This is a genomic window from Flavobacterium anhuiense (assembly GCF_001705175.1).
In the GTDB taxonomy this organism is placed as follows: Bacteria; Bacteroidota; Bacteroidia; order Flavobacteriales; family Flavobacteriaceae; genus Flavobacterium; species Flavobacterium anhuiense.
The window spans coordinates 2,299,727-2,325,665 of sequence record NZ_CP016907.1; the positions used below are offsets into that span (position 1 = coordinate 2,299,727).

Consider the following 25,939-nt stretch of genomic DNA (forward strand, 5'->3'; position numbering starts at 1 on the left):
CATGTCTCAAGTAGAACCAATCTTACAAGAAAATAAAAATCGTTTCGTTATTTTTCCTATCAAACATCATGATATTTGGGAATGGTATAAAAAAATGGAAGCTAGTTTCTGGACTGCTGAAGAAATCGATTTGCACCAAGATTTGACAGATTGGAATAACAAACTGAATGACGATGAAAGATATTTCATTAAACATATTTTAGCATTCTTTGCAGCTTCTGACGGAATCGTAAATGAAAACTTGGCTGAGAACTTTGTAAACGAAGTTCAATATGCAGAAGCGAAGTTTTTCTATGGTTTCCAGATTATGATGGAAAACATTCACAGCGAAACGTATTCTTTATTAATTGATACTTACGTTAAAGATGAAGCAGAGAAAACGGAATTGTTTAATGCTTTAGAAGTTTTCCCGGCTATTGCTAAAAAAGGAGAATGGGCTTTAAAATGGATCGAGTCTGATTCGTTTGCTGAAAGGCTTATTGCTTTTGCTGCAGTTGAAGGAATCTTTTTCTCAGGAGCCTTCTGTTCAATTTATTGGTTAAAAAAACGTGGTTTAATGCCAGGTTTAACTTTCTCAAATGAATTGATTTCTCGTGACGAAGGCGTACACTGTGATTTTGCTGTTCACTTGCACAATCACCATTTGGTAAACAAAGTGCCAAAAGAAAGAATCAAAGAAATTATTGTCGATGCTTTAGATATCGAAAGACAATTTATTACTGAATCTCTTCCGGTAAGTTTAATCGGTATGAACGCTACTTTAATGACACAGTACTTAGAGTTCGTTGCCGATAGACTTTTAGTAGAGTTAGGTTGTGAGCGTGTCTACGGATCAGCGAATCCATTCGATTTCATGGACATGATTTCTCTTCAAGGAAAAACTAATTTCTTTGAAAAACGTGTTGCGGAGTATCAAAAATCAGGTGTGATGAACAACGACAGCGATGCTCAAAAAATTTCATTCGATGCAGATTTTTAGACAACAAAAAATATTTTAGCGTCTATCTTCTAGAGACACTAAAAAAAGATTACAGATTATTTTTAAAGGTTGAACCTCTTTCCCCAAGTCGCAGGTTCAATAGCAATTTTTGACGCATTTAAATTCGTTTTTCGGATTTGAAACGAGTAACTATTGAGAATTTGGTAATTCTCTAAAATTAATTTAAAAACACGCAATGTTTAAGTACTGGAATTCGTTTTCTAGTTACTTTAATTTTTTCAATAACCATAAAAGGTAAGCTTATGTATGTAGTAAAAAGAGATGGCCATAGAGAGCCCGTAATGTTTGATAAGATTACAGAAAGAATCAAAAAATTGTGTTACGGCTTAAACGAGCTCGTAGATCCAGTTAAGGTAGCCATGAGAGTTATCGAAGGATTGTATGATGGAGTTTCGACTTCTGAATTGGATAATCTTGCAGCAGAAACGGCGGCTTCTATGACAATTGCGCATCCTGATTATGCTCAATTAGCAGCTCGTGTAGCAATTTCTAACCTGCATTCAAATACTAAAAAATCTTTCTCAGAAACGATGAAAGATATGTATCACTACGTAAATCCAAGAAATGGTCAAGATGCGCCATTAATTGCTGATGATGTTTACAAAGTGATCCAAGAAAACGCTGCCTTTTTAGATTCTCATATCATTTATACAAGAGATTTTAATTACGACTATTTTGGTTTCAAAACTTTAGAGCGTTCTTATCTTCTTAAGATAAACGGAAAAATCGTCGAGCGTCCACAGCACATGTTAATGCGTGTTTCTGTTGGGATTCACTTAGATGATTTAAAATCGGTTATCGAAACTTACGATTTAATGTCTAAAAAGTTCTTTACGCACGCAACGCCAACGTTGTTCAACGCGGGAACTCCAAAACCGCAAATGTCATCTTGTTTCCTTTTGGCAATGCAGGAAGATAGTATCGACGGTATTTATGATACATTGAAACAAACAGCTAAAATTTCGCAGTCAGCGGGAGGAATCGGACTTTCTATTCACAACGTTCGTGCGACTGGATCTTACATTCGCGGTACAAACGGAACATCAAACGGAATTGTTCCGATGTTGAGAGTTTTCAACGACACAGCACGTTATGTAGATCAAGGAGGTGGAAAACGTAAAGGAAGTTTCGCGATTTACATCGAAACTTGGCATGCTGATATTTTCGATTTCTTGGATTTAAAGAAAAACCACGGAAAAGAAGAGATGCGTGCAAGAGATTTATTCTTCGCAATGTGGACTTCAGATTTATTCATGAAACGTGTTCAAGAAGATGGACCATGGACTTTAATGTGTCCAAATGAATGTCCAGGTTTATATGATGTTTACGGAGACGAATTCGAAGCATTGTATACAGGATATGAAGCGCAAGGAAAAGGAAGAAAAACAATCCGTGCTCGTGAATTATGGGAGAAAATCCTAGAATCTCAAATCGAGACTGGAACGCCATATATGTTGTACAAAGATGCAGCGAACCGCAAATCGAACCACAAGAATTTAGGAACAATTCGTTCTTCTAACTTGTGTACAGAGATTATGGAGTTTACATCTAAAGATGAAATTGCAGTTTGTAACTTAGCTTCAATCTCATTGCCGATGTTCGTTGAAAACGGAGAATTCAACCACGAATCACTTTACAATGTTACAAAACGTGTTACTCGCAACTTGAACAAAGTAATCGACAGAAACTACTATCCAGTACAAGAAGCTGAAAACTCAAACATGCGCCACCGTCCAGTTGGATTAGGAGTTCAAGGTTTAGCAGATGCTTTCATTATGTTGCGTATGCCGTTTACAAGTGATGAGGCTAAAAAGCTAAACCAAGAGATTTTCGAAACCTTATACTTCGCTGCTGTAACTGCTTCTATGGAAATGGCAAAAGAAGAAGGGTCTTATTCAACTTTCGAAGGATCGCCAATGTCTAAAGGAGAATTCCAATACAACATGTGGGGATTAAAAGATGAAGAATTATCTGGTCGTTGGGACTGGGCTTCATTAAGAAAAGAAGTTATGGAACACGGAGTTCGTAACTCTTTATTAGTGGCACCAATGCCAACCGCTTCTACTTCTCAAATCTTAGGAAACAACGAAGCTTTTGAACCATATACTTCAAATATCTATACTCGTCGTGTATTGTCTGGAGAGTTCATCGTAGTAAACAAACATTTACTAGAAGACTTAGTGAAATTAGGTTTATGGAATGAAGATTTGAAACAAGAAATTATGCGTCATAATGGATCTGTTCAAAATATCAATATCATTCCTCAAGACTTAAAAGATCTTTACAAAACAGTTTGGGAAATGTCGATGAAAGATATTATCGATATGTCTCGTCAAAGAGGATATTTTATTGACCAGTCTCAATCTTTGAACCTGTTCATGCAAGATGCAAACTATTCTAAATTAACGTCAATGCACTTCTACGCTTGGCAGTCTGGTTTAAAAACAGGAATGTATTACCTAAGAACAAAAGCGGCTGTAGATGCGATTAAATTCACATTAAACAACGATAAAAAACAAGAAACAGCTCCGTCATTAGTCCAGGAAACTGAATCAATCAGTGTTGAGGATTACAAAGCAATGCTTTTAAAAGCACAAGCTGCAGATCCTGAGGATTGTGAAATGTGTGGGTCTTAATTTTTCTTAGAAGAAAGAACATAGAATAAAGAAGAAAGATTTTCTTAGTTATAGAAAGCAGTTATTTAACGATAACTGCTTTTTTTATTTTACATTTGTTTTTTTAATAGTAAAAATAATACAAAAAAAATGAAAATCGAAATTGAAGATTATAATCGAATTGCAATAAAATTAAAAGAGGAATATTCAAAACTATCAGATTTTGAAACTTTATCATTAGCGATTCAAATACAAAGAAATCAAATTTTAGAAAATGGATTAGTAGTTAGTTCATCAGATAAACATCCAAGTGCTTTAGAAGCGATAGCAATTGCACTAGGCTATGAAGGGAGAAGTTCAGTAACTATTACAGATGTGTTGCGAAATATAGCAAATGGAGAGGAGGCTTAATTGTTTAAATGTTTTTTTGGATTAACAAGTTGTACTTTGGTACAACTTTAATATATTTGTAATTTATGAATAATGAAAAGATTAGGTCTGTTTTTTTCTTTAAAGACTATTTTAAAAAGTTTTTTGATAAACAAGAAGAAAAAGTTAAGGCAAAAATAATCTGGACGATAAGAGTAATTGAGTATGTTGAAAATATTCCATCAGCATACTTAAAACATATTGAAAATACAGATGGACTTTTTGAAATTCGAATCCAGCTAGGAAGTAATATATTTAGGGTCTTTTGTTTTTTTGATGAAGGAAGATTAGTTGTTCTGGCTAATGGGTTCCAAAAGAAAACTCAAAAAACACCAAAGAAAGAAATTAAAAAAGCATTGAAAATTAAGAAAGAATATGAAAACGAAAAATAAAAATTTGGTTAGCTTAGAAGATTTTGTAGAACAACATTATGGAAAAATTGGAACACCAAAACGTGACGAGCTAGAAGCGGGTTATGAAAATTTTAAAATTGGAGTTTTGCTTCAAGAAGCGAGACTTCAAAAAGGAATGACTCAGGAAGAACTTGCGGTAAAAGCAGGGACAACAAAATCATATATTTCTAAGATTGAGAATAATGTAAAAGAAGTTAAATTTTCGACACTTCAAAAAATTGTAGAACTTGGTTTGGGTGGGCATTTAGAGCTGTCAATTAAATTCTAAATCTAAAATAAATGGATTTATCAGAAGGAATATTTGATAATGAAAAAGAGTTTTATAATCTTGCTGCAGAATATTTTTACAATATAAGTGCAGATGAATATGAAACGATTCAATTCGATAGGATTGTTTCAAAATCTATTTCAATTTTGTTAGATCACGATTTTATTCCTACTCCGTATGTTGAAATCAGATTAGAACTATGTAAAGATGAAAAAAAGATTGCTAATTATTTTCTTTACGTTAATGAAGATAAAGAATTCATAGATGAATTTTTATATTAATAACGGAAGGTTTAGCTATTTTTTGTTGAATATTGCCCATGCTTTCAACCACCGGAACACAATATATTTCCCCAATCTGCTTCCCGTGGTTGAAACCACGGGCTATATTTGATTATGATTATTGAATATTGTTAAAACAATATCCCCAAAAAATCCCCGTTCTAAATTAATACCAAAGACTTTCAAAACTTAGCGCCTCAGAATCTTAGTGACTTAGCATCTTTTAAAAATTAAACCTTTAAAAGAAACTCAAGTCTTATTGTAATAATTTCTGAACGATGAAAAAAAGCAGTCTTTGGTCCTTACGTTTAGGTTTTTCAGGAAAACAAGCTTCAAAAATTGAAAAACTCGGCTTAGAAAAATTTCTAAAGCAATCTTATAATTCAAAATTTGATACAGCACTTCCAGACTTTCTGCAAGATCAGCCTAAAACTACTTTAGAGCTTAAGCAAGTTCGAGAAATCATCAAAACTTCAGACCCCGAAACCAAAAAGGAAATTCAGAAAAAAGAAAATCAAGCCACTGCTGAATTCAAAAAATGGTGGATTGCTAAAATGCGAAATGATGAATTTCCATTGCGTGAAAACATGGTTTGTTTTTGGCACAATCATTTTGTTTCGACTTCTCAAAAAGTAAAAATCAATTACTGGATTTATCAGCACAATATGATTTTGCGCGAAAATGCCTTTGGCAATTTCAAAGAATTAACCAAACAAATTCTGAAATCAAACGCAATGGTGCGATACCTCGATAATGGCGATAATAAAAAAGGAAAAGTAAACGAAAATCTAAGCCGTGAATTACTAGAACTATTCACAATCGGAATTGGAAATTATACCGAAGACGATATTAAAAATGGTGCAAAAGCTTTGGCCGGATTGAATATTGGCGATGAAGGTGCGGTTTACAGAAAGAATATCGAAGACAACAGCGATAAAATTTACTTCGGAAAAAAAGGAAATTGGAAAGCAGATGATTTAGTGGATATTATTTTCGAACAGAAAAACATTCCGTACCTCATTACCCGAAAAATTTTGAAATGGTTTATTTGTGATAATCCGCCTGAAGATTTAGTGGTGTATTACGGAGATTATCTTCGAAAGCAAAAATTTGAAATCGAACCTTTATTGACTAAAATCTTTACGGAAGAATTTAAAAAAGAAAATTCTGGAAATAAAATCAAAAATCCGCTGGTTTATATTTTACAGCTTTGCGACGAATTGCAGATGGAGAATGTAAGTGATGCCGCAATTATGGCATTTATAAAGCAGCAGGGAATGGATTTGTACAATCAGGTGAATGTAAAAGGCTGGGATGGTGGAAATTCTTGGCTGACTTCGCAGATTTATCTTCAAAGAAACAATACAGCCGATTTATTATGCAGTGGAAAAAGTCTGAATCGAAAGGTTTTGAAAACGATGATGAACGGAGTTGAAAAAGAAAAATCGGAATATGAAAAAGTTGCCGTAAAAGTCGCTTTTGATTCTGATGGAAATAATAAAACGATTATTTCAGAATTGTCAGACCGATTATTATTTAATGTCAGCGATTCGGCTCAAAAAGATATGGAAAATCTTCTGAAATACGATTTTGATCCTAAAGACCCACACGCCGATTTTGCTGTGGTCAGACTTTTTAATTACATCGCAAAACTTCCAGAATATCAATTAATCTAAAAAGCAGTAATCATGAACAGAAGAAATTTTCTAACACTCACAGGAACTTTTACAGGCGGATTGCTTGTGCTTCCCGATTTTTTACACGCTTTTGGTTCTCAGAACAATTTGATTGTGGGAGAACAATGTGTCGTTTTTGTACAGCTGAATGGCGGAAATGACGGTTTAAATACCTTTATTCCATATGATGATCCATTATATTATGATTTACGAACGAAAATTGCTTTAAATAGAGATTTGGTTATTGGTAAAAATAAAGGAATGGCATTTCATCCTTCGTTAAAAGATTTTGCTCAAATACAGCAAAACGGAGATTTAACCGTAATTCAGAATGTCGGTTATCCAGAACCTATTCGTTCTCATTTTAGAAGTCAGGAAATCTGGCAGACCGCAACCGATTCGAATAAATATATAAATGAAGGCTGGCTCGGTAGATTTCTAGATTTGCAATGCAACGGACATCAGGCGACGGCGGGAATAAATTTAGATTCGATTGATAATTTGGCTTTAAAAGGTGTTGAACCTAATTTTATAACCGTAAAAGATCCAGACCGATTTAAAGTGAAATCAAAAGAAGAAGATGTGACTTTGTCTAAAAATCCACATTTAGATTTTGTTCGAAAAATTGCCAATTCGGTTACCGAAGGTTCTGATGAAATCCAGAAAGCTTTGGCAAAATCTAAAACCGAAATCAGTTATCCTAAAACAGAATTATCGAAAAATTTGGAATGGATTGCAAGACTGATAAAAGGAAATCTAAATTCAAAAGTATATTATACCTCTCTCAACGGATTTGATACGCACGACAATCAGCTTGCAATTCACGAAAGAAAGTTAACCGATTTAAACGATTCGTTATACAGTTTTTATTCCGATTTAAAACAAGCTCAATTATTGCAGAATGTCACAATCGTAGTTTTTTCCGAATTTGGAAGACGCGTAAAAGACAACGGCAACGGAACAGATCACGGAACTGCGGCGCCAATGTTTATCATAGGAGGAAACAACAAAGGAACCATTTTAGGAAGAAATCCAAATTTAGCAGACTTAGATAACGGCGATTTAAAATATGAAATAGATTTCAGAAGTGTTTATGCCTCTTTATTAAAAGAAAAAATGAATTTTGATTATGCTAAAATTGGGATTATGAATAAATCAGTTTCCGGATTGTTTTGATTGGTAAATAGCCACGACCCGAGCGATAGCGAATAGACGAAGCAATTCACGGATTTTATTTAAAATCTGTGAAATTAGATTCAATTGCACAGAGATTTGCGCGAATTCGTGAATTTGTGGCGAAAAAAATTAGCATCTCAGTAACTTAGAACCTCAGAATCTCTTTTTAATATTCTCATTTTAAGCCGATATTTTTATATTATCATACAAAACCTGCCAAATTTGTTAAGAAATCCTTTTTTGTTTCATAAAATGCAATCTTTTTTTTGGTGCACTAAAAATAATTTATACATTCGCAGAGAATTTACAAAATAACACAAACAAAATGGCAAGTAACCGTTTTTATTTTAGCAACAATTTTTATTTCTTCTTTAGTAGAAGTCAGGATTGTGCTATGGTTATTTGAGAAAAATTTTAAGACAAATAAAACTAATATACAATCCTGATGCAAATCAGGATTTTTTTTTGACTATATGACAACGAAAATTGCAATACAAGGTATAAAAGGATCATTTCATCATCAGGTTGTGAAAGAGTATTTCTCTGAAAATGTGGATATTGATGAATGCTTGTCTTTTGAAGAATTGATCGACAGCCTTATTGCCGGAAAATCGGATCAGGCTGTAATGGCAATCGAAAATTCAATTGCAGGGCCAATTATTCCGAATTACGCATTGATTGACAAGAATAATTTACACATAATCGGAGAGCATTATTTAAACATTCAACAGAATTTAATGGCTTTAAAAGGTCAAAAAATTGAGGATATAAAAGAAGTTCATTCACATCCAATGGCACTTTTGCAATGCATGGATTTCTTGAAACAATATCCAAATATCAAATTGGTTGAGGATAAAGATACAGCGGAAACAGCGAGAAGAATTCAGGAAAAACAGTTAACAGGAATTGCGGCAATCGCGAGTGAAACGGCAGCTGAAATGTATGATCTGGATATTATTGCATCATCGATTCAAACGATCAAAAACAATATGACGCGTTTTGTGATCATCAAAAAGCAAAATTCATTTTTGCCAGAAAGCGAAATCAACAGAGCATCGGTAAAATTTGAATTAGATCATAAAAGAGGAAGCTTAGCGGCGGTTTTAAATGTCATGAGCGACTGCAAACTGAATTTGACAAAAATCCAGTCGCTTCCAAAAATCGAAACACCTTGGAAATATTCATTCTTCGTAGATGTAACATTTGAGAAATACGAAGATTTTGCAAAAGCCAAAACATTATTAAACATTATGGCAGAATATTTTAAAGTGTTGGGAGAATATAAGAATACCAGACCGTAAAAAAGGAAATTCCAATTAAAGAAATTCCAAATTCCAATCCTTCGGGATTAAAAAATAAAGAAACTCTAAAAGAGAATAAATAGAAATCATGATTACAACAGCAAAACGATTAGACACAGTTGAAGAATACTACTTCTCATCAAAACTAAGAGAAGTTCGTCAGTTGATGTCTGAAGGAAAACCGATCATCAACATGGGAATTGGAAGCCCTGATTTGAGTCCGTCAAAAGCAGTAATTGAAGCAGTCGCTGCAGCAATTCAAGACGAAAACGGACATGGCTATCAAAGCTATCAGGGATTGCCAGAAATGAGACAAGCGATGGCGGATTTTTATCGTGATCAGTTTGGTGTTGAAGTGAATCCGAATAATGAGATTTTACCTCTTATGGGTTCAAAAGAAGGAATTATGCATATTTCGTTGGCATTTTTAAATGAAGGCGATCACGTTTTGATTCCGAATCCGGGTTATCCAACTTATACTTCGGTAACCAATTTGGTTCAGGCAGTTCCAGTTTATTATGACTTGAAAGAAGAAAACGGATGGGAACCTGATTTTGAAGCTCTTGAAAAATTAGATCTTTCGAAAGTAAAAATAATGTGGCTGGGATATCCGCACATGCCAACAGGAGCTAGAGGAAGTTTAGCGTTATTTGAAAAATTGGTTGCTTTTGCTAAAAAACACAATATTTTATTGATCAACGACAATCCGTATAGTTTTGTTTTGAATGATAATCCGATGAGTTTATTGCAAGTTGAAGGCGCAAAGGATGTAGCTTTAGAATTGAATTCGTTAAGTAAAACATTCAATATGGCGGGCTGGAGAGTCGGTATGGTTTTAGGAAATCCTGAAATTATCGATGCGGTTCTAAAAGTAAAAAGCAATATGGATAGCGGCATGTATTACGGAATTCAAAAAGGTGCTATCGCCGCTTTAAAATGTGATAAATCCTGGTTCGAAGACCAAAACAAAATTTACAGACGACGAAGAGAATTGACGGAAAAACTAGCAGAAAAGTTAAACTGTAAAGTATATAAAGAAGGAGTTGGGCTTTTTGTTTGGGCAAAATTGCCAGAGGGAATTGAATCAGCAGAAAAGTTCATTGACGAAATATTATATGAGAAACATATTTTCATCACGCCGGGAACCATTTTTGGAAGCAACGGCGAAGGATATATCAGATTCTCATTGTGTGTAAAAGAAGAGAAAGTACAAGAAGCGATTGATCGATTTTAGAGTATTGAGATTTTAGAAGCAAGAATCAAGACTTTTATCCAGATTGTCAGGCTGAGCGAAGTCGAAGCCATTTAATTGGAATTTGGACCCGAGCGTTAGCGAACAGGCGAAGCAATTTTAAAACTTGGAATTTTTAAAAAATTATGAAAGTATACGTAATAGGAATAGGGTTAATAGGCGGTTCGATGGTGCTAGACATCAAAGGGCGTTATCCTGATGCGACTATTTTAGGAATCGACAGTAACGAAAAACATTCGCAGGAAGCAATTAATCTTGGAGTTATTGATGAAGCGGGAAGTTTTGAAGATTTGCAAAAAGCAGATTTTGTAATTGTTTCGGTTCCGGTAGATGTAGCGTTGACAGTTTTGCCTAAAGTTTTGGATGCTGTAGGAGATAAAACCATTGTTTTTGAAGTAGGATCTACTAAAAAACCAATTTGCGAAGCAGTTGCCAATCACCCAAAAAGAAGAAATTTTATTGCGACGCACCCAATTGCGGGAACAGAGTTTTCGGGTCCATCAGCAGCAATAAGAGGTTTGTTTCAAGGAAAGACAAATATTATCTGTGAAGTCGAAAAGACTGCTTTTAAATTACAAGAAAAAGCATTAAATCTTTTCACTTCAATAGGAATGAGAATCCGATACATGGATCCCGTTTCGCACGACAAACACATTGCTTACGTTTCGCATTTATCGCACATCAGTTCGTTTATGCTCGGAAAAACAGTAATGAATAAAGAAAAAGACGAACAAGATATTTTTGATATGGCGGGAAGTGGATTTGAAAGCACCGTTCGTTTGGCAAAAAGTTCACCTGCAATGTGGACACCCATTTTTAAACAAAACAAAGAATACGTTCTGGAAACCTTAGAAGGTTATATTGCAAATTTAACTCAGTTTAGAGATTTGCTCGCAGACGACAACTACAACGCCATTTTTGAAGAAATGGAAGGCGTAAATAAAATTAGAGAAATATTAAACGGAATAACTATAAAAAAGTAAACTATAAAAACGATGGAAAATAAAAAAGAAATGAGAAAGTGGTTAGAAGATTTCAATTTAAATCATCCACTTGTGATAGCTGGACCTTGTAGTGCAGAAACTGAAGATCAAGTTTTGAAAATTGCTCACGAATTAAAAGATTCAAAAGTAAGCGTATTCAGAGCTGGAATCTGGAAGCCAAGAACTCGTCCAGGAGGATTTGAGGGTGTTGGTGAAATTGGATTAAAATGGTTGCAAAAAGCTAAAGCAGAAACTGGTTTATTAATGGGTACTGAAGTGGCAACTGCAGCTCACTGTAAACTAGCTTTAGAACACGATATCGACGTATTATGGGTTGGTGCACGTACAACGGCAAACCCTTTCGCGGTTCAAGAAATTGCAGATACATTAAAAGGAACTGATAAAATTGTTTTGGTGAAAAACCCAGTAAACCCAGATTTAGCTTTATGGTTAGGTGGTGTTGAGCGTTTACACATGGCTGGAATCGAGAAATTAGGTGTTATTCACAGAGGTTTCTCTACTTACGAAAAAACAAAATACAGAAACATTCCAGAGTGGCAGATTGCTATCGAATTGCAAAATAAATTCCCTGATTTACCATTAATCATCGATCCATCTCACATTACTGGAGATCGTAAAATGATTTTCGAAGTAACTCAAGAGGCTTTAGACTTGAACTACGACGGTATGATTATCGAAACGCATATCGATCCAGACAACGCTTGGTCTGATGCGGCTCAACAAGTTACTCCAGATGCTTTGAAACAAATCATCAAAGATTTAACTATCAGAAAAACGGATGATACTACAGACGAGTACAGCCAAAAAATGAAAAAACTAAGAGCTAACATCGACGTTTTGGATGCTAATTTATTAGAGCTTTTGGGAAAACGTATGAAAGTAGCTGATGAAATCGGTCAAGTGAAAAAAGATGCAAACGTTGCAATTCTTCAAAACAACCGTTGGAACGAAATCTTAGGAAAAATGATTTTGGAAGGTGAGAAAAAAGGTCTTACTGAAGAGTTTGTTTTGAAATTATTCAAAGCAATTCACCAAGAAAGTATTGGTCATCAAGAGAAAATTTTCAACGCATAATTTTGTCTTAAACCATATAAGTGATATAAGATAATTTAAGTTTGGCTAAGATTTATCTTAAGTTTTTCTTATAACACAATATTAAAAATAGATTGTTTTTTTAAATCCCCATAGCTTTGAAAGAAGTAGTGGGGATTTTTATTTAGGAAAATATTCGCCCAGTTATATTCAAATATATTACTTATATGGTTTAAATTATTCATTTATCTTTGCAAAGATTTAGGTTTAGAATCTAAAAATCTAAAATCAGAAATCTAAAATAAAAGAATGACAGGAACCGTATATAAATCTACAGGAAGCTGGTACACCGTAAAATCTGAAAAAGGAGATTTTGTGGAATGCCGTATGAAAGGGAAATTTAGAATTAAGGGAATTAAAAGTACCAATCCTATTGCTGTAGGCGATATAGTTGATTATGAATTAGAGGAAACTTCGGATGCCGTAACGGGAATGATTCATAATATCCACGAAAGAAAAAATTATATCGTTCGTAAATCGGTAAACTTGTCAAAGCAGATTCATATTATTGCTTCTAATATTGATCAGGTTTTCTTATTGGTTACGATTGATAATCCGCCGACAACTACAAGTTTCATAGACCGTTTTTTGGTGACTGCTGAAGCTTATGGAATTGAAGCTGTTCTTGTTTTTAATAAAATTGATACTTTAACGGAGCAAACTTTAGACGATCAGCTTTATCTGCAGCATATTTATCAGGAAATAGGATATAAATGTCTCCGAATTTCATCGACAGAAAATAAAGGTATTGATAAGCTGAAAGAAATGATGATTGGAAAAGTGAGCATGTTTTCAGGACATTCCGGTGTTGGAAAATCTACTTTGGTTAATGCATTAGAACCAAGTCTTCATTTAAAAACTTCTGTAATTTCAGAACAGAGCAAACAAGGACAGCATACAACTACTTTTGCTGAAATGTACGACTTGTCTTTTGATGCACGAATTATTGATACTCCAGGAATTAAAGGTTTCGGAATCGTCGATATGGAACCGACAGAAATCACCGATTACTTTCCAGAATTTTTTAAGCTCAAAGATCAGTGCAAGTTTAACAACTGTTTACATAAAGAAGAACCGCATTGCGCCATAAAAGCAGCTTTAGAAAAAGATGAAATTGCTTGGTCACGCTACAATAGTTATCTTAAAATCCTTGAAGGCGACGAAGAGCATTATCGTACCGATACTTATGGAGAAGATCGCGCTGCGAGCGATGAAACAAGAAAGTAAATAAATAAATTCCAATTTTAAAAATCCAAATTCCAAACAGAAGGTAAGACCGATTCTAACTGTCGAAATGTACTGCAGTGCATCTAACATTAGAATTTAAAATCTTTTTAATCCTCATATCCCGATAGCTATCGGGAGTGGCTAAAAAAAATAATATAAATGAAAATTGTACTTCAAAGAGTTTCTGAGGCATCTGTAACAGTTGAAAATAAAAAAACAGCAGATATTCAAAAAGGTTTATTGGTTTTAGTCGGAATTGAAGATGCCGATACTCAGGAAGATATAGATTGGCTTGCTGGAAAAATTATAAAAATGAGAATTTTTGGAGACGAAAATGACGTTATGAACTGCTCGGTTCAAGATATTGGCGGAGATGTTATTGTTGTAAGTCAGTTTACGCTTCATGCATCGACCAAAAAAGGAAATCGTCCTTCATATATAAAAGCAGCCAAACCAGATTTTGCAATTCCAATGTACGAGAACTTTGTTCAGGCAGTGGAAAAAGAATTGGGTAAGAAAGTGCAAACTGGAATTTTTGGTGCCGATATGAAAGTCAGTCTTTTAAATGACGGGCCAGTTACAATCGTAATGGATAGCAAAAACAGGGAATAAAATATTATTAAACATTTGTTAAGGATTTCTGAAAATAATATATATTTGACGAAAATACCTACTAATGAAAAACCTGTTTTGCGCGTTATTTTTTATTTTATTTACCGCCAATATTTCTGCTCAAAAGAGCATTTATCCTATATCTTCTATTCCTGATAGTTTAACACAAAATGCTAATGCTGTTCTTCGCTTAGACCAGATGGATATTGTCATTGCTTCGCAAAGAAGTATGAATATTAAAACTCAAAGAATTGTTTCTGTTTTAAACGAAAAAGGTTTAAAAGATATTGATGCTTTTAGTCATTATGATAAGACAACTTCAGTGAAGAATATTGAAGCTATAGTCTATGACGCTTTAGGAAATGAAATCAAAAAAATCAAAAGAAAAGATTTTAGGGATCAAAGCGCCGTAAGCGGAAGCACGCTTTTTTCAGATAATCGAGTGCTTTACTTAGATTATACTCCAATTTCATATCCTTTTACAATTGTTTTTACGTGCGAAACAGAAACGTCAAATACAGCATTTATTCCACAATGGTATTTTATTGGTAATTATTACGTAAGCATAGAAAAATGTATTTTGAATATTACTTTTCCAAAGGGATTGGGCTTTAAGAAGAAAGAGTTCCGATTTGATAATTTCAAAATAAAAAAAACAGCCGATACCGATACCAATTTAAGTTATATAGCAACACATATTCCTGCTCAAAAACAAGAAGATCTTAGCCCTTCTCCGTCAGATCTTTTTCCTAAAGTTATTATGGGATTAGAAAATTTTCATTTAGAAGGAGTTGACGGAAATGCTACTACTTGGGAAGCATTCGGTAAATGGTATGGCGATAAAATCTTAACGGGAACTACTGTTTTGCCCGAAGAAACCAAAGCAAAAATCAAGGCTCTTGTTGGTGATGAAAAAGATCCTGTTAAGAAAGCTAAAATCATTTACGATTACGTGCAGAAAAAATCCCGATATGTAAACATTGCAGTTGGAATTGGCGGCTGGAAACCTATGCTGGCCAACGATGTCGATCGTTTAGGATATGGCGATTGCAAAGCATTGTCAAATTATACAAAAGCACTTTTGCAGGTTGTAGATGTTCCGTCTTACAATACCATTTTATACGGCGATCGTTACAAAGCAGATATTCAGTCTGATTTTGTTTCGATGCAAGGAAACCATATGATTTTGGCAATTCCGAATAAAGATAGTTACATCTGGCTAGAATGTACAAGTCAGGATGATCCATTTGGTTATCAAGGAACTTTTACAGACGATCGTGATGTTTTGGTTGTAAAACCAGAAGGAGGAGAAATTGTTCGCACTAAAATCTACGACGATCGAGGAAATATCCAAGATGGAAAAGGAACTTACACAATTGATGGAGCTGGAAATTTCTCAGGAACATTAAAAATTGCATCACAAGGAAGCCAATATGCATCTAAATCTCGAGTAGAAACCATGCAGCCAAACGAAAAAGAAGAACATTACAAAGAGTATTGGGATAATATCAACAACTTAAAATTGGGCAAAATTACTTTTACAAACGATAAAGAGAATATTCGTTTTACTGAAGATGTTCAGTTAAGCGCAACAAATTATGGAACGTTGACGGGTAATAAAATGATTTTTGTGGTTGATGCTTTTAATCAATTTACAGGAAATATAAAACGAGTGCGAAACCGCAAAAATCCATTTCAAATTCAGCGTGGCTATTTCGATACAGATGAAATCGAGATCAATCTTCCTGATGGCTACAGTATTGAATTTCTTCCCCAGAATTATGAGCTAAAAGGAAAATTTGGCGAATACAAAACTGAAATCATCAAAAAAGACAATAACAAATTAACTTATAAAAGAACGATGTTCCTCAACAAAGGAAAATATTCTAACAAAGAATATGATGAATACCGTTTGTTTATGGAACAAGTTTCAAGAAACGACAATGCCAAAATAGTCCTAACCAAAAACTAACAATCATAAACCAAAATAAACCAAAAATCACCAATGAAAATTATTAAATTATTTAGCCTTACTGTAATTTTATTGATTGCTTCAAAAGCAATGTCGCAGGAATTTAAATTAGGAAAAGTATCTATTGCAGAATTAGAGCAGAAAGCACATCCAAAAGATACTTCGGCAGTAGCAGCAGTCCTTTATAAAAAAGGAATTTCTAGGATGGAATATGATCAAAACGATGGTTTTTACATGATGACTGATGTAGAAACTCGTATTAAAATTTATAAAAAAGAAGGTTATGAATGGGCCAATCAACAAGTGTGGTATTATAACACGAATAACTTAAAAGAACGCGTTTTTTTTACAGATGCAGTGACTTACAATTTGGTTAATGGAAAAATAGAAAAAACCAAATTAAAAAGCGATGGATCTTTTGATGAAATCATCTCTAAGTACAGAGGCCAAAAAAAGATTGCAATGCCAAATGTAAAAGAAGGTTCTGTAATTGAATTTCGATATACAATAAAATGTCCAAATCCAGGGATAATTCGTGATTGGGACTTTCAAACATCAATTCCTGTAAATTATTCTGAATTTAAAGTTGCCTATCCAGAATATTATGTTTTTAAACCAAGACAAAAAGGATATATTTTTCCAAAATTTACAACATTAAAAAATCCAAAATCAATTATAATTGCAAATAAAGATAGGGCGGTTGGACTTGCTAAAGCTGATTTTTCCAAACAAAATTTGGATTATATTGAGACAGAAATTACTTATGTTGCGGAAGATTTTCCTGCATTAAAAGACGAAAGTTTTGTAAACAATATTGATAATTATAAATCTAGTATTGAGCATGAATTAGCTTTAACGCATTTTCCAAATAGTGGGATAAAAGAATATTCAACAGATTGGAATTCAGTTGTAAAAACAATTTACGAGTATGACGATTTTGGTCCGGAATTGAATAAAACTGGTTATTTTGAGGAAGATTTAAAAAAACTTCTCACAGGAATAGACAGTCAAAATGAAAGAATTTGGATGATTTTAAATTATGTAAAAACAAACGTAAAATGGAATGGTTATACTGGTTATGAATGCGATAGTGGAGTTAAAAAAGCCTACAAAGAAAAAACAGGAAATATTGCCGATATTAATTTAATGCTTACAGCAATGCTGCGCTATTCAGGGTTAACAGCAAATCCGGTTTTGGTAAGTACACGCTCTAACGGAATTGCTTTATTTCCGAACAGAAATGCTTTTAATTATGTGATAGCAGCAATAGAAACTCCAAACGGATATATTCTATTAGATGGATCCGATAAGTATTCAACCCCAAACGTTCTTCCTTTTAGAGTATTAAATTGGATGGGAAGATTGATAAGAAAAGATGGTTCTTCAGAAGAAATAGATTTGATGCCTAAAAAAGTTTCAAACGACATTGTTTTTATGAATTACGATATTGATGCAGAAGGGAATGTAAAAGGAAAAACCAGAAGACAGTGTACAGATTACAATGCAATGCTTACGCGAGCAAATTTTGAAAAATTGAAAGAAGATGAATATCTCGAAAAGTTAGAAAACAATAGTGGCAAAATTGAGGTAAGCGAATATTCAAGAACAAACGAAAAAGAACTTTTATCCCCGACAATTGAAACATATTCATTTACAGGAAACAATTTGTGTGAACTTATCGGAGGTAAAATTTATGTAAATCCAATGCTGTTCTTTACGCAGGATAAAAATCCGTTTAAACAGGAAGTGCGAGAATATCCAGTGGATTTTGGTTTCCCATTTATGGATAAGTACAACATTACAATTAAAATTCCTGAAGGTTTTGCGGTAGAGACGTTGCCAGCGGCTGTTGCTTATAACATGGAAAATAATTTGGGAAGTTTTAAATTTAATATTGCTGCGAATGATAATCTTTTGCAGTTGAATATTATGCATCAAATTAATGAAGCAATTGTAACAACAGAACAATATGAGATGCTTAAAGAATATTACAAAAGCATGATTGCAAAACAAACAGAAAAAATCGTTTTAAAACGTATTTAATATAATGCTGAGATTTCTTCAAAATTAAATGAGAAAGTCAACTTAAAAATAGCAGCGAATAAGCTGCTATTTTATTTAAAAAGGGAATTTATTTTTCAGTTACAGAAAACAAAATTCAAATTGTGAGCCAAAAAGAAATCAACAATAGTATTTTTGCAGCTGAGGATTACGGAATGATAAAAGAGTTTTTTCAGAAGATGATCGTAAGCCAAAATGAAAAAATAATTCTTAAAAAGATATAGAAGATGGATTTGAAAAATGCACAATTAGCTGTTGACACTTGGATAAAAGAACACGGAGTTCGTTACTTTAACGAATTGACTAATATGGCGCAGCTTACAGAAGAAGTAGGTGAAGTTGCCCGAATTATTGCACGCCGTTACGGAGAACAATCTGAAAAAGAAAGCGATAAGAACAAAGATTTAGGAGAAGAATTGGCAGATGTTGTTTTTGTTGTGCTATGTTTAGCCAATCAAACAGGAATCGATTTGCAAGCGGCTTTCGACAAAAAAATGGATTTAAAATCGGTTAGAGATAAAGATCGTCACAAAAACAATGATAAATTGAAATAATTGTGAAATATCACTCATAAGTTTTGAATTATGAGTTTTCAATTTTGAATTATGAATGGGGAGTGGTAAATTGCGGGGCTGAATTATGTTTCTAATCATTCATAATTCATAATTCACAACTTACAATTAAAAAAATGAATTTAAAATTAAGCACGAATTCACCATTCACCATTGATGATTCGCAACTAAATATCACCGGTTCAAAAAGTGAAACGAACCGTTTATTGCTTCTAAAAGCTTTATTCCCAAATATTACTTTAGCCAATACTTCAAACTCAGACGATAGCGAAGTAATGCAGAAAGCATTAGTAGGAAATGATGAAATCGTAGATATTCACCACGCCGGAACTGCAATGCGTTTCCTGACTGCTTATTTTGCTGTAAACGAAGGTAGAGAAGTGGTTATGACAGGTTCTAGCAGAATGCAGGAACGCCCAATCAAAATTTTGGTTGATACTTTAAGACAATTGGGGGTTGAAATCTCTTATGAAAAAGAAGAAGGTTATCCGCCAATTCGAATCAAAGGAAAAAAAGTTACGGCTTCAAAAGTTACTTTGGCAGCAAATGTAAGCAGCCAATATATTTCGGCACTTTTGCTTGTAGCTTCAAAATTAGAAAATGGATTAGAATTGACTTTAGAAGGAGAAATCACTTCGATTCCATATATCAAAATGACTTTGGCTCTGTTGAATGATTTAGATATTAAAACCAGTTTTGAACGCAATGTAATTAAAGTTTATCCGAAGGAAACTGTTGAAACAAAAGAAATGGTTGTAGAATCGGACTGGAGTTCGGCTTCTTATTTCTTTAGTCTTGTAGCTTTGGCCGATGCAGCAAAAATCACTTTGAGCAGTTATAAAGAAAACAGCCTTCAGGGAGATTCGGAATTAGTTTCGCTGTATGAAAAAATGGGAGTAAAAACTACTTTCCAAAACAATAAAATGACTTTGGAAAAAGTAGCAGGTTTCAATTATCAAGATGTAAATTTTGAATTGAATAATACTCCGGACATTGCTCAGACAATTGTAGTGACATGTTTAGGTTTAGGTATTGGATGCCATTTGACAGGTCTTCATACTTTAAAAATTAAAGAAACAGACCGATTAGAAGCGCTTAAAACAGAACTTACAAAATTAGGAGCTAATATTTCTGTAACTAATGATAGCTTGACTCTAGTAAAATCTGATACTATAAATCACGATGTAAAAATCGGAACCTATAATGATCACCGAATGGCAATGGCTTTTGCGCCGTTGGCAATAAAAGTTCCAATTATTATAGAAGATGCAGGAGTGGTTTCAAAATCGTATCCAGATTTTTGGGACGATTTAAAGGCTTTAAACTTTCAAATTTCAGAATTGTAAAAAAAATGAACCATGTAAGTAATATAAGTTCATTTAAATAAAAGCTTACTCAAAGTTTTAAAACATAGCCTCTGGTTTCAGCCAGAGGTTTTTTTATGTCCAAGTTTGAATATTAATCGCAAAGTTTGTCATTTCGACGAAGGAGAAATCTTCGCAAGTAGCTCCGCAATCAAAATCTAATCTTTGTCGAGTTTCTGGCGAAGATTTCTCCTTACGTCGAAATGACAATATTATGTTGAAAATGTTTTTTATAGAAAAAAACACATTTTTAATGGTTCGAGAAACCTCACAAAATCAAGGACTTTTGAAAATAAAAGCCAAAACACTTGACAACGCCTATCTCACAATCGTATATTTGCAACCGATTTAAAATTTTAGATAAACAAATCTAAAAACTACACTCTAAAATCAACAATTCAAATATGAAATTATCACACTTCAATTTCAATTTACCGAAAGAACTTTTGGCTGAATTTCCAGCAGAAAACAGAGATGAATCTCGCTTAATGGTAATTGACCGTAAAAAAAACACTATCGAACATAAAATGTTTAAAGACGTGATCAACTATTTTGATGACGGAGACGTTTTAATTCTTAACAATACAAAAGTTTTCCCTGCGCGTTTGTATGGAAACAAAGAAAAAACTGGAGCTAGAATTGAGGTTTTCTTATTAAGAGAATTAAATTCAGAGCAACGTTTATGGGACGTTTTAGTAGATCCTGCTAGAAAAATCCGTATTGGTAACAAACTTTATTTTGGTGACGACGATTCGTTAGTTGCTGAGGTAATTGACAATACAACTTCTCGTGGAAGAACTTTACGTTTCTTATACGATGGTTCTTATGAAGAATTCAGAAACAAATTGACTGAACTTGGAGAAACTCCAATTCCTAAATACATCAATAGAGATGTTACTCCAGAAGACGCTGAAAGATACCAAACGATCTACGCAAAAGAAGAAGGAGCTGTAGCGGCACCAACTGCTGGTCTACACTTCTCTAAGCACCTTTTGAAAAAATTAGAAATCAAAGGAGTAAATTTTGCTGAGGTAACTTTGCACGTAGGTTTAGGAACTTTTAATCCAGTTGAGGTTGAAGATTTATCTAAACACAAAATGGATTCTGAGGAATTAATCATTACACAAAAAGCTTGTGATATTGTAAACGAAGGAAAAGCAAAGAAAAAACGTATTTGTGCTGTAGGAACAACTTCTATGCGTGCAATTGAAAGTTCTGTTTCTTCTGCGAATACGTTGAATCCTTACGAAGGATGGACAAATAAATTTATTTTCCCTCCTCACGATTTCAGTATTGCAAACTGTATGATTACAAACTTCCACACGCCAAAATCAACATTATTAATGATGATTTCTGCTTTCTGTGGTCACGATTTAATGAAAAAAGCATACGAAGAAGCGATCAAAGAAGGATACAAATTCTATTCTTACGGAGATGCGATGTTAATTCTTTAATAGGAATTAATTTTTCAATATAAGAACCCGACAGTTTTTTAGAAGCTGTCGGGTTTTTTATTTGTTTCAAGTTTAAAGTTTCAAGTTTGACTTTCGGTGCGAAATTTAAACGCAATCCCGATAGCTATCGGGAGCAAGGATTTTTTGCTCAGTATGTGTTTACCAGAAACAAAAGAACGCAAAGCTTTGCGAACTTAGCGTTTGTAAATGTTAGCCTTAATAAAAAAAGACTTTGCGAACTTTGCGTTAAAAAAACACACAAAGCATATCAACCTGAAACAAACCAAACAAAATTTGTTATTTTAGCAGGCAAAACAAAAACAAAATGACTTTTCAAAATACACGCGAATTTGCACGAGAGCTAGATTCGAAAGATGCATTAAACCATTATCAAGAGCAATTTATTTTTCCTAAAGTAAACGATAAACGAGTTATCTATTTTACAGGAAACTCATTAGGACTACAGCCAAAACGTACCAAAGCATACATTGACGAAGTAATGAATGATTGGGCAGAATTAGCTGTCGAGGGGCATTTTTATGCTGAAAAACCTTGGTGGGATTATCAGGAAAGATTTGCAGAACCATTGAGTAAGATTGTTGGAGCGCTTCCGTCAGAAGTTACCGTAATGAATACTTTGACAGTGAATCTTCATTTGTTGATGGTTTCTTTTTATCAGCCAAAAGGAAAACGTTACAAAATTATCTGCGAAGAAAAAGCTTTTCCGTCAGATCAGTATATGTTTCAAAGTCAGGTAAATTTTCACGGATACAAACCTGAAGATGCAATTGTAGAAATTAAACGCAGGGAAGGAGAACACAATATTCGTTTGGAAGATATTTTGGCAAAATTGAAGAAGTTGGAGATGAACTGGCTTTAGTTTTAATTGGCGGAGTAAATTATTATACAGGACAAGTTTTTGATATTAAAACCATAACTGCTGCGGGACAAAAAGTTGGCGCAAAAGTGGGTTGGGATTTGGCACATGCTGCCGGAAATATCAAATTAGAACTTCATGATTGGAATGTAGATTTTGCTGCTTGGTGCAGTTATAAATATATGAATTCAGGTCCAGGAAATGCTTCTGGATGTTTTGTTCACGAAAAACATCACAATTCAGATTTACCAAGATTTGCAGGATGGTGGGGACACAACAAAGAGCGCCGTTTTAAAATGGAGCCAAATTTTGATCCCGTTCACGGAGCTGACGGATGGCAAATTAGTAATCTTCCAGTTCTTTCTTTAGCGCCATATTTGGCTTCAGTAGAAATGTTTGCTGAGGTTGGAATGGATGCATTAATTGTAAAACGTGATCACATTACTTCATATTTAGAATTTATTCTTCACGAAATTGATAAAGAAGTAGAGAGTACTTTCGAAATCATTACACCAACAAATCTAGAAGAAAGAGCTTCGCAATTATCTGTTTTTCTTCACGGAGAAGGAAGAGCTTTATTCGACTATTTAATGAAAAATGGTGTCATTACAGATTGGCGTGAACCAAATGTAATTCGTCTGGCGCCAGTTCCATTATATTGTTCTTATGAAGATATGTATGATTTTGGACAGATTCTTAAAAAAGGAATCTTAGGAAAATAAGGTTTATCTAAAATAGTAACCGTACTGTTTGTCAAAAAAAACTTTGCGTCTTAGTGCCTTTGCGAGATTAATTTCATTCAGCTTGGGGAATAAACTCAGCGCGAAACAGACATCAATCTTCAAATGTTATAAACTTTCAAAAAAATTCTGTAACAACCGTTATAACAGATATTTCGTAATTTGTAGTGTATAATTTTAAAATTACAAGATCATGAAAGGCTTATATATTTTATTGACCGTGATATTTTTAACTTCTTGTCAACAACAAAATAAAGAAGATATAAATAAAGCCAAACAAGCCAGTATTGATTCAATGAAAGTTGAGATTAACAAACAGCGTGTTATCGATTCGATGAAGGCTGAAATGGCAAAATTAAATGAGGAAAAGATTGAAGCTCAGAAAGAAAAGGTTGTAGTAGTGCAGCAAAAAGATGGAACGGCGGCCACTACCACAACGACAACAACCAAAAAGAAAGGCTGGAGTGCAACTGCTAAAGGCGCTGTAATTGGTGCCGGAGTTGGAGCCGCAACTGGAGCAATTGTCAGTAAGAAAAAAGGAGAAGGTGCCATTATTGGTGGTTTAGCCGGAGCTGCAGTTGGTACAGGAACTGGAGCTGTTATTGATAGCAAAAATAAGAGGAACGAATAGTTTCCTATAAATAAAAAACAAACCCCAAATTAGTGATAATTTGGGGTTTTCATTTTAAACCAACTCTGAAACGGGAATTTTTATACCAACTAATTCTGATTTACAAGAATCGAGTTGATTTAAGTCTCCTTTAAAGGCTATTGTCGATTCAAATAAATTCTTATAATATTCAATTCCATCTAACAGATTAGATTTAAAAGTATTCCATTTTTTATGCTGAGCCGTTGTAAGTTCGCCAGAAACAGATTGAATTTCATTTCTAAAGTAACTAATATACATTTTAAGCTCTTTTATAAACAGGTTCGGACGATCGTTTGTTCTAATAATCGACTTCCCTTGATAGATATGCTGGATCATTTGTTTTAAAGAAACCTCCTGATCAAAATAAGCCAAGTTTGGCCCTGGGCAAATTACTACTCCTTGAGCTTGACCTTTTATTTTAATATCATTTTCCAGATAAGAAGCATTAGCCAAACCAACACAAAGACACGATTTTTCGGTGATTTTGATTTTATTTTTTTCAAATTCATCAGCAGATAGAGAAACTTTTTTTGCTTCTAGTTCTTCTAGTTTAATGTCCTGATATTTTTTTGAAGCCGTACAAATTCCGTGCGGATCGTATTCTTTGCTTAAAGCTAAAAATTTCTTTGGACAAGAACTTCCAGCTTTATTTTCCTGAATTCTTTTCTGTTTTAAAAATTCATTAGTTGTTCCTTTCAAAGTGTTGAATGGAACTCCTAAAGGGGAAATATTACTTAAATAAAAATCATCTTCTTTGGCATTCATTAATAAATTACGAGTTTCTTTATCGACAGAAGTAGCTTCGGGCACTAATAAAAATGGAGAACCCCAACCAACAGAATCAACATTATATTCGTCTAATAAAAACTCATGTTCTGCAGCAGTTCCAACACCACCTTGAACTGTAATTTTCAATTCTAAAGGATTTTCAGGAAAATGCTGATTTTTTGCCTGTAAAGCTTTAATCATTAAATCGTGGGCCGATTGTATTAATTGTTCTTTTTTTTGCTTGAATTCCTCTAAAATAGTGCCCAATAAGAGTCCGTCTGTTGCAAAAGCATGTCCTCCGCAGTTCAGCCCCGATTCGATTCGATATTCTGAAACCCAAAGTCCTTTTTTAGCTAAAAAATTTCCTTGAATCATTGCCGATCTGAAATCGCTTACTTTTAAAATGATTTTCTTTTTAAGTTCATTATTTTCATTTGGGAAAAAATCTTTGAAGTTTTCGAAATACCCAAATAATCTCGGATTCATTCCTGCAGAAAGTACCACAGAAGATTGTAAATTGCTATTTGCAAAACCCCTTAAAGCCGCATGTGCATCATTAAACTCAATTGGAAGCTGTTCGTTTTTGATGAAATTATCTTTGTCTAATTTCGTCATAATATTGACGTCAATTTCTCCAGGAAAAAGATGTGTTTCAATATAATTTTGAATATTCTCTTTAAAAGCGATTCCGTCATCCAGTAAATTCTGAAATCCTTTTTTAATATCAGAAGTATTCGGCAGCATTGACATGAAATTTTCTAAAGCTGTTTTGCTCTCCGCCAATTCTATTTTGAAATTTTCGAATTTCTCTTTTACAATCTTATCGACTAAATTTAAATAAGAGGTAATTCTTTCAGCACGGTAGTCATGAAATTTTTGAGTAATTTCTTCGTAAGGAATATTGAATTTAGTGCTATAAAAATTACGCATCTTCTCAATCAGATCATCGTCAGCGAGAGCAATAACAGATGAAATTCCGTACTGCGCTACTCGTATAGGACTGTCAATTGTATAGGCAAGTCCCATTACCGGAATATGAAAAGTATGCAGATTATTTTTTGTCATTTGTATTCGGATTAAAATAGAAGCAAATGAAAAAAAATAAATTTTCCTAAAACCTGATAAATGTCAGG

Annotated in this window: 21 protein-coding genes and 1 pseudogene; 21 read left to right on the forward strand and 1 reads right to left on the reverse strand. The window is 33.8% G+C overall.

Annotated elements, in window-relative coordinates; translation table 11 throughout:
* Window position 1: 1 nt before the first annotated feature.
* The 21 genes and pseudogenes from BB050_RS09865 to BB050_RS09970 all read left to right on the forward strand — a co-directional run bounded on the left by BB050_RS09865 (window position 2) and on the right by BB050_RS09970 (window position 24,017).
* Window positions 2-979, forward strand: a complete 978-nt coding sequence (locus BB050_RS09865; RefSeq protein WP_066033454.1) for a ribonucleotide-diphosphate reductase subunit beta — start codon at window positions 2-4, stop codon at window positions 977-979.
* A 263-nt stretch (window positions 980-1,242) separates the two neighbouring features.
* Complete coding sequence (locus BB050_RS09870) at window positions 1,243-3,636, forward strand: ribonucleoside-diphosphate reductase subunit alpha (protein ID WP_066033455.1); 2,394 nt, start codon at window positions 1,243-1,245, stop codon at window positions 3,634-3,636.
* Between the two features lie 129 nt (window positions 3,637-3,765).
* Window positions 3,766-4,026, forward strand: coding sequence for a histidine kinase (locus tag BB050_RS09875; RefSeq protein WP_066033456.1), 261 nt, complete (start codon window positions 3,766-3,768; stop codon window positions 4,024-4,026).
* Window positions 4,027-4,091: 65 nt separating this feature from the next.
* On the forward strand, window positions 4,092-4,436 hold the full coding sequence (locus BB050_RS09880) for a type II toxin-antitoxin system RelE/ParE family toxin (protein ID WP_066033457.1): 345 nt from the start codon (window positions 4,092-4,094) through the stop codon (window positions 4,434-4,436).
* Entirely contained in the window at window positions 4,420-4,725 is a 306-nt protein-coding gene (locus BB050_RS09885; RefSeq protein WP_008465037.1) for a helix-turn-helix domain-containing protein, read from the forward strand. Before BB050_RS09880 ends, BB050_RS09885 begins: the two co-directional genes overlap by 17 nt.
* 11 nt (window positions 4,726-4,736) lie before the next feature.
* The gene (locus tag BB050_RS09890) at window positions 4,737-5,006 is read left to right on the forward strand and encodes a hypothetical protein (RefSeq protein WP_008465034.1); all 270 of its coding nucleotides are present in this window, start codon (window positions 4,737-4,739) and stop codon (window positions 5,004-5,006) included.
* A 278-nt stretch (window positions 5,007-5,284) separates the two neighbouring features.
* Window positions 5,285-6,682, forward strand: coding sequence for a DUF1800 domain-containing protein (locus BB050_RS09895; protein WP_066033458.1), 1,398 nt, complete (start codon window positions 5,285-5,287; stop codon window positions 6,680-6,682).
* 12 nt (window positions 6,683-6,694) lie between these two features.
* On the forward strand, window positions 6,695-7,858 hold the full coding sequence (locus BB050_RS09900) for a DUF1501 domain-containing protein (RefSeq protein WP_066033459.1): 1,164 nt from the start codon (window positions 6,695-6,697) through the stop codon (window positions 7,856-7,858).
* 473 nt (window positions 7,859-8,331) lie between these two features.
* Window positions 8,332-9,159, forward strand: coding sequence for a prephenate dehydratase (locus BB050_RS09905; RefSeq protein WP_008465027.1), 828 nt, complete (start codon window positions 8,332-8,334; stop codon window positions 9,157-9,159).
* An 88-nt stretch (window positions 9,160-9,247) separates the two neighbouring features.
* Window positions 9,248-10,393 (forward strand): pyridoxal phosphate-dependent aminotransferase, encoded by a 1,146-nt coding sequence (locus BB050_RS09910; protein WP_066033460.1) that lies wholly within the window; start codon window positions 9,248-9,250, stop codon window positions 10,391-10,393.
* 143 nt (window positions 10,394-10,536) lie between these two features.
* The gene (locus BB050_RS09915) at window positions 10,537-11,394 is read left to right on the forward strand and encodes a prephenate dehydrogenase (protein WP_066033461.1); all 858 of its coding nucleotides are present in this window, start codon (window positions 10,537-10,539) and stop codon (window positions 11,392-11,394) included.
* Between the two features lie 12 nt (window positions 11,395-11,406).
* On the forward strand, window positions 11,407-12,489 hold the full coding sequence (locus BB050_RS09920; protein ID WP_008465020.1) for a bifunctional 3-deoxy-7-phosphoheptulonate synthase/chorismate mutase type II: 1,083 nt from the start codon (window positions 11,407-11,409) through the stop codon (window positions 12,487-12,489).
* Between the two features lie 267 nt (window positions 12,490-12,756).
* Window positions 12,757-13,734 (forward strand): ribosome small subunit-dependent GTPase A, encoded by a 978-nt coding sequence (gene rsgA / locus BB050_RS09925; protein WP_066033462.1) that lies wholly within the window; start codon window positions 12,757-12,759, stop codon window positions 13,732-13,734.
* A 159-nt stretch (window positions 13,735-13,893) separates the two neighbouring features.
* Window positions 13,894-14,346 carry a D-aminoacyl-tRNA deacylase gene (gene dtd, locus BB050_RS09930; RefSeq protein ID WP_066033463.1) on the forward strand — a complete coding sequence of 151 codons (453 nt, stop codon included), beginning with the start codon at window positions 13,894-13,896 and terminating at the stop codon, window positions 14,344-14,346.
* A gap of 64 nt (window positions 14,347-14,410) precedes the next feature.
* Complete coding sequence (locus BB050_RS09935; RefSeq protein WP_066033464.1) at window positions 14,411-16,318, forward strand: DUF3857 domain-containing protein; 1,908 nt, start codon at window positions 14,411-14,413, stop codon at window positions 16,316-16,318.
* Window positions 16,319-16,351: 33 nt separating this feature from the next.
* On the forward strand, window positions 16,352-18,361 hold the full coding sequence (locus tag BB050_RS09940) for a DUF3857 domain-containing protein (RefSeq protein WP_066033465.1): 2,010 nt from the start codon (window positions 16,352-16,354) through the stop codon (window positions 18,359-18,361).
* Between the two features lie 245 nt (window positions 18,362-18,606).
* Complete coding sequence (locus BB050_RS09945) at window positions 18,607-18,933, forward strand: nucleotide pyrophosphohydrolase (protein ID WP_008465007.1); 327 nt, start codon at window positions 18,607-18,609, stop codon at window positions 18,931-18,933.
* Window positions 18,934-19,067: 134 nt separating this feature from the next.
* A complete protein-coding gene (gene aroA / locus BB050_RS09950) occupies window positions 19,068-20,297 on the forward strand; it encodes a 3-phosphoshikimate 1-carboxyvinyltransferase (RefSeq protein ID WP_066033466.1) in 1,230 nt (409 codons plus the stop codon).
* 422 nt (window positions 20,298-20,719) lie between these two features.
* Window positions 20,720-21,769 (forward strand): tRNA preQ1(34) S-adenosylmethionine ribosyltransferase-isomerase QueA, encoded by a 1,050-nt coding sequence (gene queA / locus BB050_RS09955; RefSeq protein WP_008465005.1) that lies wholly within the window; start codon window positions 20,720-20,722, stop codon window positions 21,767-21,769.
* 325 nt (window positions 21,770-22,094) lie between these two features.
* A pseudogene (gene kynU, locus BB050_RS09965) lies at window positions 22,095-23,368 on the forward strand (kynureninase).
* A 211-nt stretch (window positions 23,369-23,579) separates the two neighbouring features.
* Complete coding sequence (locus tag BB050_RS09970; protein ID WP_008465000.1) at window positions 23,580-24,017, forward strand: YMGG-like glycine zipper-containing protein; 438 nt, start codon at window positions 23,580-23,582, stop codon at window positions 24,015-24,017.
* A 54-nt stretch (window positions 24,018-24,071) separates the two neighbouring features.
* Here the strand turns inward: BB050_RS09970 and BB050_RS09975 are convergent, their stop codons facing one another.
* Window positions 24,072-25,871: a hypothetical protein gene (locus BB050_RS09975; RefSeq protein ID WP_066033468.1), complete on the reverse strand. Its 1,800-nt coding sequence runs from the start codon at window positions 25,869-25,871 to the stop codon at window positions 24,072-24,074.
* Window positions 25,872-25,939: the final 68 nt, after the last annotated feature.

Coding starts and splice junctions, on each gene's coding strand:
- dtd (WP_066033463.1), top strand. CDS start 13,894: ATGAAAATTGTACTTCAAAGAGTTTCTGAGGCATCTGTAACAGTTGAA.
- BB050_RS09895 (WP_066033458.1), top strand. CDS start 5,285: ATGAAAAAAAGCAGTCTTTGGTCCTTACGTTTAGGTTTTTCAGGAAAA.
- BB050_RS09945 (WP_008465007.1), top strand. CDS start 18,607: ATGGATTTGAAAAATGCACAATTAGCTGTTGACACTTGGATAAAAGAA.
- BB050_RS09915 (WP_066033461.1), top strand. CDS start 10,537: ATGAAAGTATACGTAATAGGAATAGGGTTAATAGGCGGTTCGATGGTG.
- BB050_RS09920 (WP_008465020.1), top strand. CDS start 11,407: ATGGAAAATAAAAAAGAAATGAGAAAGTGGTTAGAAGATTTCAATTTA.
- queA (WP_008465005.1), top strand. CDS start 20,720: ATGAAATTATCACACTTCAATTTCAATTTACCGAAAGAACTTTTGGCT.
- rsgA (WP_066033462.1), top strand. CDS start 12,757: ATGACAGGAACCGTATATAAATCTACAGGAAGCTGGTACACCGTAAAA.
- BB050_RS09940 (WP_066033465.1), top strand. CDS start 16,352: ATGAAAATTATTAAATTATTTAGCCTTACTGTAATTTTATTGATTGCT.
- BB050_RS09890 (WP_008465034.1), top strand. CDS start 4,737: ATGGATTTATCAGAAGGAATATTTGATAATGAAAAAGAGTTTTATAAT.
- BB050_RS09900 (WP_066033459.1), top strand. CDS start 6,695: ATGAACAGAAGAAATTTTCTAACACTCACAGGAACTTTTACAGGCGGA.
- BB050_RS09865 (WP_066033454.1), top strand. CDS start 2: ATGTCTCAAGTAGAACCAATCTTACAAGAAAATAAAAATCGTTTCGTT.
- BB050_RS09885 (WP_008465037.1), top strand. CDS start 4,420: ATGAAAACGAAAAATAAAAATTTGGTTAGCTTAGAAGATTTTGTAGAA.
- BB050_RS09880 (WP_066033457.1), top strand. CDS start 4,092: ATGAATAATGAAAAGATTAGGTCTGTTTTTTTCTTTAAAGACTATTTT.
- BB050_RS09905 (WP_008465027.1), top strand. CDS start 8,332: ATGACAACGAAAATTGCAATACAAGGTATAAAAGGATCATTTCATCAT.
- BB050_RS09975 (WP_066033468.1), bottom strand. CDS start 25,871: ATGACAAAAAATAATCTGCATACTTTTCATATTCCGGTAATGGGACTT.
- BB050_RS09935 (WP_066033464.1), top strand. CDS start 14,411: ATGAAAAACCTGTTTTGCGCGTTATTTTTTATTTTATTTACCGCCAAT.
- BB050_RS09970 (WP_008465000.1), top strand. CDS start 23,580: ATGAAAGGCTTATATATTTTATTGACCGTGATATTTTTAACTTCTTGT.
- BB050_RS09910 (WP_066033460.1), top strand. CDS start 9,248: ATGATTACAACAGCAAAACGATTAGACACAGTTGAAGAATACTACTTC.
- aroA (WP_066033466.1), top strand. CDS start 19,068: ATGAATTTAAAATTAAGCACGAATTCACCATTCACCATTGATGATTCG.
- BB050_RS09875 (WP_066033456.1), top strand. CDS start 3,766: ATGAAAATCGAAATTGAAGATTATAATCGAATTGCAATAAAATTAAAA.
- BB050_RS09870 (WP_066033455.1), top strand. CDS start 1,243: ATGTATGTAGTAAAAAGAGATGGCCATAGAGAGCCCGTAATGTTTGAT.